This window comes from Staphylococcus sp. AtDRG32 (assembly GCF_004365845.1).
Classification (GTDB): Bacteria; Bacillota; Bacilli; order Staphylococcales; family Staphylococcaceae; genus Staphylococcus; species Staphylococcus hominis.
In genome coordinates this window covers 172,986-187,581 of sequence record NZ_SODE01000003.1, presented here as the reverse complement: position 1 = coordinate 187,581, position 14,596 = coordinate 172,986, and the positions used below count along the sequence as shown (strand labels likewise).

Genomic DNA, 14,596 nt, shown 5'->3' with positions numbered 1-14,596 from the left:
TTTATTTAGAAAATGATAGGAGGATTTGAAATGAAAGATACTCAATTAGCACAAATTTCATTAACAAAGGATTTGACTGGCGCAATTGCTAATCCCATTTACTTATCGACGGCATATCAACATCCTCACCTAGGTCAGTCTACAGGATATGATTACACACGAACGAAAAACCCAACCCGCTCTTCATTTGAAGAAGCATTTGCCAAATTAGAAGGGGGTACAGCTTCATTTGCAACGTCAAGTGGTATGGCAGCAGTTCAACTTATTTGTAACTTATTTAAACCTGGTGATGAAATTTTAGTAGCGTTTGATTTATATGGAGGAACATTTAGATTATTTGATTATTATGAACAACAATACGGTATTCATTTTAAATACGTTGATTTTTTAAATTATGAAGAAGTCGAAAACAGTATAAATAAACATACAAAAGCACTCTTTATCGAACCAATTTCGAATCCTCAAATGATTCAAATTGATGTAGAACCTTATTATGTTCTAAGTAAAAAACATCATCTATTAACCATTATTGATAACACGTTTTTAACTCCATACTTATCAACACCTTTAGAACAAGGTGCTGACATTGTTTTACACTCAGCTACAAAATATATAGGTGGTCATAATGATGTACTTGCAGGCGTAGTGACAGTTAAAGATGACACGCTTGCTGAACAATTAGGTCAATTTCACAATATGATTGGCGCCACATTGTCTCCACTTGATTGTTACTTGCTCCAAAGAGGTTTGAAAACACTACATCTCAGAATAGAACGATCTCAAGACAATGCACGTCGTCTCGCAAGACGTTGTGAAACATCCGATTCTATTGATGAAGTACTCTATAGTGGAAAAACAGGTATGTTAAGTTTACGTCTTAATAAGGATTATAGCGTAGCTAAATTTTTAGAAAATTTAGAAATTTGTATTTTTGCAGAAAGTTTAGGAGGAACTGAAACCTTTATTACTTTCCCATATACACAAACACACGTCGACATGCCAGATGATGAAAAAGACAAACGAGGTATTGATGAACATTTAATTCGTTTATCCATTGGTATTGAAGATTATAAGGATATTGAAGCAGATATTATTCAAGCATTAGAAAATTCTAAAGTAGGAGTGATTTCATGAGCTTATCTAAAGAAACAGAAGTGATATTTGATGAACATAGAGGTGTAGATTACGATTCAGCAAACCCACCATTATATGATTCTTCAACTTTCCATCAAAAAGTACTTGGTGGTAACGCAAAATTTGATTATGCCAGAAGTGGTAATCCTAATCGTCAATTATTAGAAGAAAAATTAGCTAAACTTGAAGGCGGTCAATATGGATTTGCTTATGCTTCAGGTATTGCAGCAATATCAACCGTATTACTCACATTACAAGCTGAAGATCATGTCATTTTACCAGATGATGTGTATGGTGGAACATTTAGACTAACTGAACGTATTTTAAATCGTTTTAATATTAAATTTACGACGGTAAATGCGACTCATCCTGAAGAAATTGAACAGGCCATTCAACCTAATACAAAATTAATTTATATAGAAACACCATCAAATCCATGCTTTAAAATCACTGATATTAAAGCAGTTGCTCATATCGCTAAAAAACATGATTTACTTTTAGCAGTAGATAATACATTTATGACTCCATTAGGTCAATCTCCACTTGCACTTGGTGCTGATATAGTGGTTCATTCTGCAACAAAATTCTTAGGTGGACATAGTGATATTATTGCTGGCGCTGCTATTACAAATCGTAAAGACGTCGCTGAGGCACTTTACCTACTCCAAAATGGAACAGGAACTGCCCTATCTGCACATGATAGTTGGACTTTAGCCAAACATTTAAAAACATTACCTGTTCGTTTTAGACAATCTACATCGAATGCTGAAAAACTTGTAGACTTTTTAAGTCAAAGAGATGAAGTTGCTGAAGTATATTATCCGGGAAATAGTCATTTACATTTATCACAAGCTAAAAGTGGCGGTGCAGTCATTGGCTTTCGTCTAAAAGATGAAACAAAAGCTCAAGCCTTTGTAGATGCGCTAACTTTACCACTTGTATCGGTAAGTTTAGGAGGAGTAGAAACGATTCTCTCACATCCAGCCACAATGTCTCATGCAGCTGTTCCAGAAGAAGTGAGAAACGAACGTGGCATTACATTTGGTCTATTCCGTCTAAGCGTAGGTCTTGAACAACCTGAAGAACTCATAGATGATATTGACTACGCATTGAAGGAGGCATTTAATGAGTCGATTATTGAATCATTTGAAGAACAACGTTTTAGTAGCTGATGGCGCAATGGGAACAATCCTCTATTCCGAAGGCCTAGATACTTGTCCTGAAGCATATAATCTTACACATCCCAATAAAGTTGAACGTATTCATCGTTCATATATAGAAGCAGGAGCTGATGTCATTCAGACAAATACGTATGGCGCTAACTTTGAAAAATTAAAAGTATTTGGCTTAGAGCATAAAGTAAAAGAAATTCATAAAGCCGCTGTACAAATTGCAAAACGCGCAGCCAATAAAGAGACATTTATCTTAGGAACGGTGGGTGGCTTCAGGGGAATAAAACAAGAAGACTTATCGCTTTCTACTATTCAATATCATACAGACAATCAAATTGATACTTTAATTGAAGAAGGTGTAGATGGTTTACTATTTGAAACCTACTACGATTTAGATGAATTAACGAGTGTGATAACAGCGACACGTCAAAAGTACGATATTCCAATTATCGCACAACTGACCGCTTCCAATACGAATTATCTCGTTGACGGTACAGAAATTAACGAGGCGTTAAAACATCTCATTGAATGTGGCGCAAATGTGGTGGGCTTAAATTGTCACCATGGCCCACATCACATGCAACGCTCATTTTCACATATCGAACTACCAGAACATGCCTATCTCTCATGTTATCCTAATGCGAGCTTACTCGATATTGAAAATAGTGAATTTAAATATAGCAACAATGCTAAATATTTTGGTGATGTTGCACAAGAATTAATTAACGAAGGGGTTCGTTTAATTGGTGGTTGTTGTGGTACTACACCGGAACATATCTCTTACATTAAAGAATCTGTAAAAAATTTAAAACCGATTAAAAATAAAAAAGTTATTCCAATTCATCGAACAATTAATACAAATGCAAAACGTACATTAAAACAAAATTTAACATCAAAAGTAAAACAGAGACCTACTGTGATTGTTGAATTAGACACTCCAAAACATCTCGATACAGAATTGTTCTTTGAGAATATAGGTAAGCTAGATGAAGCACATATTGATGCAGTAACACTCGCCGATAACTCTCTCGCTACTGTAAGAGTCAGCAATATCGCTGCTGCAAGTTTAATCAAACAACAATATGATATTGAACCTCTTGTTCATATCACATGCCGAGATCGGAATCTAATTGGTTTACAATCTCATCTACTTGGCCTTTCACTCATCGGTGTAAGTGAAATTTTAGCCATTACAGGAGACCCTTCAAAAGTAGGTCATCTACCAGGTGCAACGAATGTGTATGATGTTAACTCAAAAGGCCTAACAGAACTGGCGCTGCGATTTAATCAAGGTATTAATGTTGATGGTGATGCGCTGAAGAAACATACCAACTTTAACATCGCCGGGGCGTTCGATCCAAACGTTCGTAAATTAGACGGAGCAGTTAAACGTCTTGAGAAAAAAGTAGCGGCAGGTATGAGTTACTTTATTACCCAACCTGTATATAGTAAAGAAAAAATCAAAGAAGTATATGAAGCAACCAAACATCTTGATACCCCACTATTTATCGGTATCATGCCTATTGCAAGCTACAATAACGCACTTTTCTTACATAACGAAGTGCCTGGAATTAAAATGTCTGAAGATGTATTAAATCAATTTAAAGCAGTAAAAGATGATAAAGAAAAAACAAAAGAATTAAGTTTGAGACTGTCTAAAGAATTAATCGATACGGTACATGAATACTTTAATGGTTTATATCTCATTACACCTTTCCAACGTATTGATTATTCATTAGAGCTCGCAGCATATTCTAAAGCAATTACCCAAAACAAGGAGGCAATATCATGACAACAATTAAAACTTCAAACTTAGGATTCCCAAGATTAGGTAGAAAAAGAGAATGGAAAAAAGCAATCGAAAGCTATTGGGCTAAAAAAATCGATAAAAATGAATTAGATCAAACATTAACAGACTTACATAAAGAAAATTTATTACTTCAAAAGAATTATAATTTAGACAGTGTACCTGTTGGTGATTTCTCATTATATGACCATATTCTTGATACATCATTACTTTTCAACATTATTCCTGAACGTTTCCAAGGACGTACAGTAGATGATGATTTATTGTTTGATATTGCACGTGGTAATAAAGAACATGTTGCAAGTGCATTAATTAAATGGTTTAACACAAACTATCACTATATTGTTCCTGAATGGGACAATGTTGAACCTAAGGTGAATCGTAATGTATTATTAGACCGTTTTAACTATGCTAAATCAATTAATGTAAATGCACATCCTGTCATTGTTGGCCCAATCACTTTTGTGAAACTTTCTAAAGGTGGTAGTCAATCTTTTGAAGAGAAAGTTCAAACATTACTTCCATTGTATAAAGAAGTATTACAATCTTTAGTAGATGCAGGTGCTGAATACATTCAAGTCGATGAACCTATTCTCGTCACAGATGAAAGTGAAAATTATGAAAATATTACTAAAGAGGCTTATGACTACTTTGCTGATGCTGGTTTAGGAGAAAAATTAGTCATCCAAACCTATTTTGAACGCGTTAATGTAAAATTCTTAAGCCGTTTACCAGTGGCTGGTCTTGGTTTAGATTTTGTTCATGATCATGGTTATAACTTAGAACAAATTAAAGCAGGAGATTTCGATAAATCTAAAACATTATATGCTGGTATTATTGACGGTCGTAATGTTTGGGCTGCAGATATTGAAGCGAAAAAAGAATTAATCGAAACTTTACAACCTTATGCTAAAGCAATTGTAATTCAACCATCATCTTCATTATTACACGTTCCGGTATCATTAGATGATGAAACATTAGATACATCAATTGAAGAAGGCTTAAGCTTTGCTACTGAAAAATTAGATGAGTTAGATGCATTACGTCGATTATTTAATAATAATGATAGTAAAAAATATGATGAGTTAAAAGCACGCTATGAACGATTCCAAAGTCAATCATTCAAAAACCTTGAATATGATTTTGATAGCGTACCAACCAGTCGTAAATCTGCTTTTAAAGACCGTAAAAAAGCACAAGACGCTCGTTTACATTTACCAGATTTACCAACAACAACGATCGGCTCATTCCCTCAAACAAGAGAAGTACGTAAATACCGTGCAGACTGGAAAAATAATCGAATTTCAGACGAAGAATATAACAACTTCTTAGAAAATGAAATCGCACGTTGGATTAAAATCCAAGAAGAGATTGGCTTAGATGTACTTGTACACGGTGAATTCGAACGTAATGACATGGTTGAATTCTTCGGTGAAAAACTTCAAGGTTTCTTAGTCACAAAATTTGGATGGGTTCAATCTTATGGTTCACGTGCTGTAAAACCACCAGTTATTTATGGAGATGTAAAATGGACTGCACCTTTAACAGTTAAAGAAACTGTTTATGCACAAAGCTTAACTGATAAACCTGTTAAAGGTATGTTAACTGGTCCAGTCACTATCTTAAACTGGTCATTCGAACGTGTAGACGTTCCTCGTAAAGTCGTTCAAGATCAAATTGCCTTAGCTATTGACGAAGAAGTATTAGCACTTGAAGAAGCAGGTATTAGAGTCATTCAAGTAGATGAACCAGCATTACGTGAAGGCTTACCATTACGTTCTGAATACCATGAACAATACCTTGCTGATGCGGTAAATTCATTTAAACTTGCAACCTCTTCAGTCCAAGATGAAACACAAATTCATACGCATATGTGTTATTCTCAATTTGGTCAAATCATCCATGCAATTCATGACTTAGATGCAGATGTTATTTCAATTGAAACATCACGTAGCCATGGTGATTTAATCAAAGACTTTGAAGATATTAACTATGATTTAGGTATTGGATTAGGTGTATATGATATTCATAGTCCACGTATTCCTACTGAAGAAGAAATTGCAACAGCAATTGATCGTTCTTTACAACAAATCGACCGTTCTTTATTCTGGGTTAACCCTGACTGTGGTCTAAAAACACGTAAAGAAGACGAAGTGAAAGATGCCTTAACAGTACTTGTAAATACTGTTCGTAAAAAACGTGAAGAAAAAAATAAACCTGTCGCATAAGATACAGATAAACATGTGAGGGAGAAATTGAGTTTTCTCCCTCTTTTATTCTTATATTAGACTTTCGAGGTGAAACATATGACAAATTATCCATTGTGGGACCAATTACAACAATTAAAAACAGCAGAGTGGGTAGATTTAACCCATACTTTCGATCCAGACATTCCACGATTTAGTGAATTTGAAAAAGGCCAAGTATCCACATTATTTACAGTCAAAGAACATGGCTTTTATGTACAACGTTGGAATATCGTTACACAATACGGCACACACATTGACGCACCGATACATTTTGTAGAGAATAAACGTTATCTTGAGGATCTTGATTTAAAAGAATTAGTCTTACCACTTATCGTGTTAGATTATTCAAAAGAAGTAAAAAATAATGATGACTTTATCGTGACACGCCAACATTTAGAACAGTGGGAAGCGGAGAATGGGCGCATTGAAGAAGGTACCTTTGTCGCTTTACGTACAGATTGGTCAAAACGTTGGCCAGATATTGAACAATTCGAAAACAGAGATGCTGATGGTCACCAACATTTACCAGGTTGGGGACTGGATGCTTTAAAATTTTTAATTGAAGAACGCGGTGTAAAATCGATTGGTCATGAAACCTTCGATACAGATGCGTCAGTAGATACAGCTAAAAATGGCGATATTGTTGGAGAACGTTATATACTTGGACAAGATACTTTTCAACTTGAACTCTTAACAAACCTAGACCAATTACCTACACGTGGCGCAGTCATTTATGCGATTAGTCCCAAACCGAAAGATGCACCAGGTTTCCCAGTCCGTGCATTTGCTATCAAACCATCTTAAATATAAGTGATATGTTGATAATGAGCGATCAAATTGATCACTTTCCTATATAATATATAACATCCTGATACTAAAGTACTTGAGCAAGACGAAGTATCAGGATGTGTTGTTATTTATATTCATTTTCATATTCTTCTCTCAACAAACTATACACATAACTATCTGAGAATTCCCCTTGTAAACGTTCATCACTTCTCAATATCCCCTCTTGTTTAAATCCACGAATACTATACATAATTATCATCATTGCTTAATTTTGTTGAGCTAAACCTAAAGTTAAAAATCCAACGTGAAAAATAATCTATATTATAAATGCTAAAATCATCAGTCGACGTGGACTAAATACTTCTGCTAGTACTCCAGACATCCATGAAGCTAGTGCTACTATTAATCCATATATAGCTATAACTCTACTTGCTTGTGAATCACTATATCCAAGATCGATAATATACTTAGACAAAAACGCTTGTTCAAATCCATCACCTGTCATAAATATAGCTACTGCTATATAACCTCAAATTAATACCATAGGTAATCCTAAAAACTGTCGATTCTGTTTAGTTAAATTGTTAGTCACAATAATTCACTTTCTCCCTTTGCTTATTTAAAATTTCTTTAAAGTTGTTCGTTAGCAAGACGTTCTATAGGAAGCCCTTTTTTAAAACGTTCAATATAACGATTAAAGCTTTCTATTTCTTTTTCATTTGGTTCAACTTTAATGGACTCAGTATCTTTAAAAGCAATTTCATCAAGATAACTAGATAAATTTACATCGCTTTCTGCTACAAGATACCTAGCTAAAACAGCAATTCCCCATGCTCCACCCTCACTAGCAGTTTGCATAACACTAACGGGACTTTGCATTGCTGCTGCTAAAAATGTTTGAGCAACTTTTTTGGTTTTGAATATACCCCCGTGTCCATATATTGAATGAATTTCAATATCTTCATTCTTTTTTAATAAATCAATACCAATTTTTAATGTACTAAATGCACTATATATGTGAGTCTTCATTACATTAGCTAAATTGAATGAACTATCTATCGATCGTACTAACATAGGGTAACCATGTTGAACATCTGTAATAAATTCTCCAGATATATATCCATATGAAAGTAATTTCCCAAGTTTATCATCGCCATTTAAAGCGCTTTCAAATAATTTTGTAAAAAGCTCACTTTTTTCGTATTTGACACCCATTACTTCTAATACTTCTCCAAATAAATCGACCCACGCGTTAATATCAGATGTACAATTATTAGCATGTATCATGGCTACTTCATAGCCATCTGGTGTTGTGACAATATCCACTTCTGGATAAATATTTTTCAAAGATTTGTCTAATACAATCATTGAAAAGATACTTGTTCCTGCAGATATATTACCGGTCTTTGGTGCTACGCTATTTGTAGCTACCATCCCAGTTGCAGCATCAGCTTCTGGAGCACACATAGGACAGCCTGCTTCTAATTGACCATTTGGATCAATAAGTTTTGCTCCTGTTTCTGTTAAATAACCTGCATTCTCACCTGCTACCACAACTTTTGGTAATATCTCTAAAATATCTTGATGATATCCCACTTCAGAAAAAAGCTGATTAAATTTTTTAGCCATATCTTTTCGATACTCTTTAGTTTCTACATCAACGGGAAACATGCCTGAGGCATCGCCTATACCTAATACTTTTTCATTTGTTAAGTACCAATGAATATAACCAGCAAGTGTGGTCATATAATCTACTTTAGCAACATGAGACTCATTATCTATAGCTGATTGATATAATTGAGCAATGCTCCATCTTTCTGGAATATTTACTTGAAATGATTTCCTTAAAATCTTAGCCGCCTGATTAGCATTGTTATTACGCCAAGTTCGAAATGGAACAAGCAAATCTTCTTGTTGATCAAATACTAAATAACCATGCATCATCCCACTAATGCCTAATGATTTAATTTTTTTAACTGTAGCCCCATATTGTTCTTTTATGACTTTAGTCATTTCACTATAGCTTTTTTGTAGACCTATCCATGCATCGTTCATAGAATATGTCCAATATCCGTCTTGATATGTATTTTCCCATCCAAACGTTCCCGTAGCTAATGTTTTACAGTTGTCATCAATTGCTACCGTTTTAATTCTAGTTGAACCAAATTCAATACCAATTGTTAAATTACCCTCTTCAATAAATTGTTTTATTGAGGAATGATTCATTTTATGCACCTCCCTATAAAATTACTGGAAACGCTTACTTATTTGATGCTATCAAAAATTTATATAGTAAACAAGTAATTTTTAAGTATAATATTTTTTCAATTTTAATATTTATAAATACACAATTGATACTTTTAATTATATAAAATCTTAAATAAAAACTTATTAGTTATTTATTTAGAAAAAGTATAAAAACGATATTTTTCTTTTCTCAATACTTACAGTGTTGTAAGTTTATCTATTAATTGTTGTAATATTTTATTATTGATGTTTTTATAATAAGTAAAGAGAAAGAAGGTGAAAAAAGTGGAAAATACAAATAGTAAGATGCATAAAAATGACAATAGTTATGTTTTATCAGCATTGAGTTATTTAAGTATCTTTTTTGCGCCTGTCATTTTACCTTTATTGGTATGGATACTTTCAGATGAGCCAACGTCTGAGCATGGTAAAAAAGCTTTAGGGAACCATGTTATAACGTGGATCAGTTTTTTTATAGGTAGAGCCGCATTTATTTTTTCAAAAGAGGTCTTTGATAAACCATTCGATCATCAATTATTAATATTTGTTATTGCTTTAATCATTGCTATTGTGTTCTTCTTAATTGCTTTAATATTATATATCCTCAACATTATCAGAGGAATTAAAATTTTATTAAAAAAATAAGTCACTTATATATTAAATTAAAAAGGGAGTGCTATACTTCCTTTTTAATTTAACGCTTCTATAACTGATGACTTTATTTATAATCTAAGATATTTTCTTCAACGTTTCTAATCACATCTCGTGAAGCCTCAAAATTATTATTAATATATCCATGCTTATTAACTGAAAGAGCAATCGATTGGCCTGCATAATAATCATTTTGACTTACTCTAAAGGCACGAGTAAATGTTTCACCATTTCGTATTTTATCAATTAAAATGTCTCTATTTACAAAAATCGGTTGGCTAATATTTAGAGCTTTTTCGTCTTTTATATTAAACTCATATAATCGTAATTTATATATTTTAAGTTCATCATTATTTTTCTTAATAACATATTTAATCACATTATATTTTCTAGTCATCTTTTTAATCCTTTCTATTGCTATATTAGAGTCATTTTTATTTTAGTTTTCATTTATAATGTGTATTTCAAAAAACTTGAAAGATAATTTATTTATTATATAAAACCACTATGAATATTGACATTCAATCATTGCAGTTTAAATTAATAAAAAAAGAGGACAAAGACCTCTACACATCTTTGACCTCCTAATATATTCACTTAATCATTTTTTAATTGTTTTTTGACTTCTGCGATAGCTTCATCCATTGTGTTATTCGATTTAAGTGCAACGCTCGCGATAAAACTACCTTCTACTAAAGGAGCTTCTATTTTTTCTATGCGATGTGAACCTTCATACATTTCGATTGCCATATCAAGGTTCATCCCGGCAGATCCTATATCATAAAAACATATTGCATCGTCATCTAATTCATTTATGACTGAAAGAATATGATCGAAAGATGTTCCAATGCCTTTATCATCTAAGCCACCAATATCAATGATATTAACGTCATTATCCGTCATTTGTAAATTTAAATCTTTGACACCTTCAGCAATTTTATAACTGTGACTCACAATTACTATTGAAGTCATTCTACCTCTCCTCCTATCATCGCATTTAAAATGTAAACACTACTTTGAGCACCTGGATCGATATAACCTTTTGAATCTTCTTTAAAATATGATGCTCGTCCTTTCGTAGCTATCATGTTTTTAGTTTCATCAGCATATGATTGTAATGTGTTAAAATCAATGTTTTCATCATTATCTAATGCTTCTCTTGTACGTTCAATTACGTCATACATCGTTTTTTCATTTAATTCTACTTTTCCACGTTGTTTAACGGCTTCTGAAAAAGCAGCAATCATCTCTTTTAAATTTTCTTTGTCAATATCATCTTTAACGACATTTGCCATTTTAACAAAGCTAAAACCGTATAAAGGACCTGAGGCACCGCCCACTTTAGACATTAATGTCATTCCTGTTGATTTAAATAATGACTTCATATCTGTGTCATCCAGACCTTGTTCTAACGCTTCAAATCCTCTGACCATATTTACTCCATGGTCGCCATCACCAATGGCACGATCTAAATCAGTTAATTCACTTTCTTTTTCTTTAAAAGTTTCAACTAAACTAAGTAGTCTTGTTTTCATGTCTTGTACATTCATTGAAAAGTCACCTCATTATCTCTATTTTTATTTAAAAATAACGACTTGTTGTTGGAGCTAAAAGACCTTTTTCTATGTCTTCACTATAAGGAACCACTGTAATGGAGAAACCTTGCATATCAAGTGATGTCATATAATCACCAACAAACCATTGTTTAGCAGCTATGTCATGTTCTTGGAATTGTTGATTTAAATACTTCGCCACAATACTTAATTCAGATAAAGGCGTGCCTCCCATACCATTTACCATAACAATTAATGATTGATCTTTCACTTCTTTTAACAACTCATCTAGTAAACGCTCAATAATAATATCAACCGATTGAATCGCTTCACGGTGTAACCCTTTTTCACCATGAATGCCGATACCTATTTCCATTTCATTATCATCAATATCGAAACTATATTTCCCAGTTGTTGGCACCATTGGTGAAGTAAGCGCCATCCCAATACTTTTAATTTTAGGAATAAACGCTTCAATTTTGTTTTTAATATCTTCTAAAGATAGGCCTTGATCCGCTAAATAACCTGCATATTTATGAACGAATACCGTACCAGCCACGCCACGACGTTTTTCTACATCTGAAACAGCAATATCATCATTCACAATGACACGTTCAACTTTAATATCTTCCATTTGTGCCATTTCTTGAGCCATCTCAAAGTTCATAACGTCTCCAGCATAATTTTTAACGATTAATAATACACCGTCGCCTGTATCGACTTCTTTAATAGCATCTAAAATTTTATCTGGAGTCGGAGATGTAAAAACTTCACCACATACTGCCGCATCAAGCATACCATTAGCTACATAGCCCGCATGTGCTGGTTCATGACCACTTCCACCGCCTGATACCAAGGCAACTCCTGAATTTTTTTTATTTTTTTTAACAACAACTGTTTCTGAAATAATTTCAATATTATCATTCGTTAAAGCGATACCCTCTAACATGTCTGTTAAAATATTATTTTTTTCTTTAATTAATTTTTTCATCAAAAAGCGACTCCTTTTGGCATATTTAAAGTGAGTTTATCTAAGATTAAATATCAAAATCATTTTCTTTATTTAAACTTAGAATTTTCATATTAGTAAATATAAAAATACTCTTTCAAAAAAGGATAAAGACATAAGTTTTATCTTTATCCTTCTAATTACTTATCTATTCTTAGTTATCTTCTTTACGAAAATTAACCTTTGGAATTCAACGTACTTTTAGATAATTCACTTACTGTTAAAATAGCGTCTGCAATGTCATCTGCATTTAACTTATCACTTAAATTTGCAAAAGTATCATTTGGTTCTAAAGCACGTTCACCTACGCGAACCAAATCTTCATAACTTTTATCGGCAATGTGGAGTTCTTCTAAAGTCGTTGGCATATGAATACTACTTAAAAATTGTTGGTATTTTACAAATTTTTCTGTTGGCGCATTTTCCAATACTAATTGGACTAAAATACCATAGGCCACTTTTTCACCATGCGTTAAATGATGAATATCGCCTTCAAGTGCTGTAAAACCATTATGAATTGCATGAGCAGCTGCAAGTCCTCCATTTTCAAATCCTAAACCTGAAAGTAATGTATTCGCTTCAATCACTGCTTCAACTTGCGGAGATACAATATGATTTTTAATTGCTTCATATGCACTATGTCCATATTCAAAAATTACTTCTTCACATTTCTGCGCAATCGCTAAGCTAGCTAATGATGGTTTTCCACTAAACATATTTTTTCCTTGTCTACGTAACGTAGATTCTACCTCAACTAAAGTAGCTAATCCATCACTCATCCCTGAAGCAAATAAACGTACAGGTGCTTGCGCAACAATTTGTGAATCCACCATTACCGTATCAGGATTCTTAGGGTAAAATTCATAACCACTAAATACGCCATTATCATCATAAATAACAGATACGGCTGCCGTAGGTGCATCCATTGATGCAGTAGAAGCGAAATCGATAACACTTGCATTTAAAGCATTGGCTACTGCTTTACCTGTATCAAGTGCCTTTCCACCACCTAAACCAATGACTACATCTATGCCTTTTGTCTTAGCTTCATCAACGATACGATTAATTTCATTTTCTGAAGATTCGCCTTTAAATGTTTCGTAATCATAATTAACTTCTGAATTATTTGAAAAACTTTGATCAATTTGATCTTTAGTTATATTCCAAACAACTTCATCTGAGATTATTAATGCATGTGAACCTAAACGTTGTGTTTCATCTGCGATAGATTCGATAACTCCTTTTCCTTGTACATATCTTCCTGGAGATTGATAAATAATTTTTGCCATAGAGCTTTCCCTCCATAATAAATATTTATACTACATCATTTAATAACTCTTCAGTAAATTACGCTCACAAATATATGATATAGAAAATACATATTAGCGTATTTACCATTACAAAACGAAAAAATAAGAATCAAGAGAAAGATTAAGTTGCTTAAAAAATTGATGTTTTTCTACACTTCCATTGTTAATCTATTGACTATAATTGTCCACCTATTACCTAAAACTTCATTAAATTATCACTTTTAAACTTAAATATTGTAATATTATAATTTATACTCCATAACTGACTCCATATTTACAATAGGTTTTATTGTTTTATCCTATACTTGTATTATTCTTAATCTAACATAAAAATTTTAACCACTTTCAATTTATTCTGGAGCGTAAATTGAAAGTGGTTTTTTTAATTTATTATATATAGGTTTACTAAACAATAAACTTAAAAATAGAAAGGGATAACTTTATTCTCTATTATATTCGGAATGAATCTATAAGTGGATATCATACGTTTATTGATTACTTAAAAAATTATTATAAAATCATCTTATAAATAAATTTAAATGTATATTTACAATAGAATTAATCATCATATTCTTCCCGGAGCAAACTATACACATAACTATCTGAGAATTCCCCTTGTAAACGTTCATCACTTCTCAATATACCCTCTTGTGTGAATCCAAGTCTTATTGGTAT

The 14,596-nt window shown here is 32.8% G+C and carries 13 protein-coding genes and 2 pseudogenes; 6 read left to right on the top strand and 9 right to left on the bottom strand.

Going from position 1 to position 14,596, the window contains the following annotated elements; translation table 11 throughout:
* Positions 1-30: 30 nt before the first annotated feature.
* From BDW25_RS06685 to BDW25_RS06665, 5 genes are all read left to right on the top strand, one after another.
* Positions 31-1,134, top strand: a complete 1,104-nt coding sequence (locus BDW25_RS06685; RefSeq protein WP_065581049.1) for a PLP-dependent transferase — start codon at positions 31-33, stop codon at positions 1,132-1,134.
* The gene (gene metC, locus BDW25_RS06680) at positions 1,131-2,306 is read left to right on the top strand and encodes a cystathionine beta-lyase MetC (protein WP_071860383.1); all 1,176 of its coding nucleotides are present in this window, start codon (positions 1,131-1,133) and stop codon (positions 2,304-2,306) included. The genes BDW25_RS06685 and metC overlap by 4 nt, the downstream gene beginning before the upstream one ends.
* Entirely contained in the window at positions 2,260-4,098 is a 1,839-nt protein-coding gene (locus BDW25_RS06675; RefSeq protein WP_133945229.1) for a bifunctional homocysteine S-methyltransferase/methylenetetrahydrofolate reductase, read from the top strand. Before metC ends, BDW25_RS06675 begins: the two co-directional genes overlap by 47 nt.
* Complete coding sequence (gene metE, locus BDW25_RS06670) at positions 4,095-6,341, top strand: 5-methyltetrahydropteroyltriglutamate--homocysteine S-methyltransferase (RefSeq protein ID WP_133945227.1); 2,247 nt, start codon at positions 4,095-4,097, stop codon at positions 6,339-6,341. Before BDW25_RS06675 ends, metE begins: the two co-directional genes overlap by 4 nt.
* A gap of 78 nt (positions 6,342-6,419) precedes the next feature.
* The gene (locus BDW25_RS06665) at positions 6,420-7,166 is read left to right on the top strand and encodes a cyclase family protein (protein WP_133945225.1); all 747 of its coding nucleotides are present in this window, start codon (positions 6,420-6,422) and stop codon (positions 7,164-7,166) included.
* A 109-nt stretch (positions 7,167-7,275) separates the two neighbouring features.
* On the opposite strand, the pseudogene BDW25_RS10950 reads toward BDW25_RS06665, so the two are convergent.
* The 3 genes and pseudogenes from BDW25_RS10950 to BDW25_RS06655 all read right to left on the bottom strand — a co-directional run.
* Positions 7,276-7,395: pseudogene (locus BDW25_RS10950) on the bottom strand (GNAT family N-acetyltransferase); the annotation flags it as partial.
* Positions 7,396-7,419: 24 nt separating this feature from the next.
* A pseudogene (locus tag BDW25_RS06660) lies at positions 7,420-7,695 on the bottom strand (MFS transporter); the annotation flags it as partial.
* Positions 7,696-7,781: 86 nt separating this feature from the next.
* A complete protein-coding gene (locus BDW25_RS06655; RefSeq protein WP_133945221.1) occupies positions 7,782-9,377 on the bottom strand; it encodes a xylulokinase in 1,596 nt (531 codons plus the stop codon).
* A 306-nt stretch (positions 9,378-9,683) separates the two neighbouring features.
* Here BDW25_RS06655 and BDW25_RS06650 point away from each other — a divergent pair, with 306 nt between their 5' ends.
* A complete protein-coding gene (locus tag BDW25_RS06650; protein WP_025987127.1) occupies positions 9,684-10,043 on the top strand; it encodes a magnetosome magnetite crystal formation protein family in 360 nt (119 codons plus the stop codon).
* Between the two features lie 73 nt (positions 10,044-10,116).
* On the opposite strand, the gene BDW25_RS06645 is transcribed toward BDW25_RS06650, so the two are convergent.
* From BDW25_RS06645 to BDW25_RS06620, 6 genes are all read right to left on the bottom strand, one after another.
* Entirely contained in the window at positions 10,117-10,446 is a 330-nt protein-coding gene (locus BDW25_RS06645) for a hypothetical protein (protein WP_133945219.1), read from the bottom strand.
* A 200-nt stretch (positions 10,447-10,646) separates the two neighbouring features.
* A complete protein-coding gene (gene dhaM, locus BDW25_RS06640) occupies positions 10,647-11,021 on the bottom strand; it encodes a dihydroxyacetone kinase phosphoryl donor subunit DhaM (protein WP_049418778.1) in 375 nt (124 codons plus the stop codon).
* Positions 11,018-11,599 carry a dihydroxyacetone kinase subunit DhaL gene (gene dhaL / locus BDW25_RS06635; protein ID WP_017175658.1) on the bottom strand — a complete coding sequence of 194 codons (582 nt, stop codon included), beginning with the start codon at positions 11,597-11,599 and terminating at the stop codon, positions 11,018-11,020. The genes dhaM and dhaL overlap by 4 nt, the downstream gene beginning before the upstream one ends.
* 31 nt (positions 11,600-11,630) lie before the next feature.
* Complete coding sequence (gene dhaK / locus BDW25_RS06630) at positions 11,631-12,593, bottom strand: dihydroxyacetone kinase subunit DhaK (RefSeq protein WP_133945217.1); 963 nt, start codon at positions 12,591-12,593, stop codon at positions 11,631-11,633.
* A gap of 194 nt (positions 12,594-12,787) precedes the next feature.
* Complete coding sequence (locus BDW25_RS06625; protein WP_017175656.1) at positions 12,788-13,900, bottom strand: glycerol dehydrogenase; 1,113 nt, start codon at positions 13,898-13,900, stop codon at positions 12,788-12,790.
* Between the two features lie 579 nt (positions 13,901-14,479).
* Positions 14,480-14,596: GNAT family N-acetyltransferase (locus BDW25_RS06620; RefSeq protein ID WP_133945244.1), on the bottom strand; the 117-nt coding region annotated here is incomplete at its 5' end.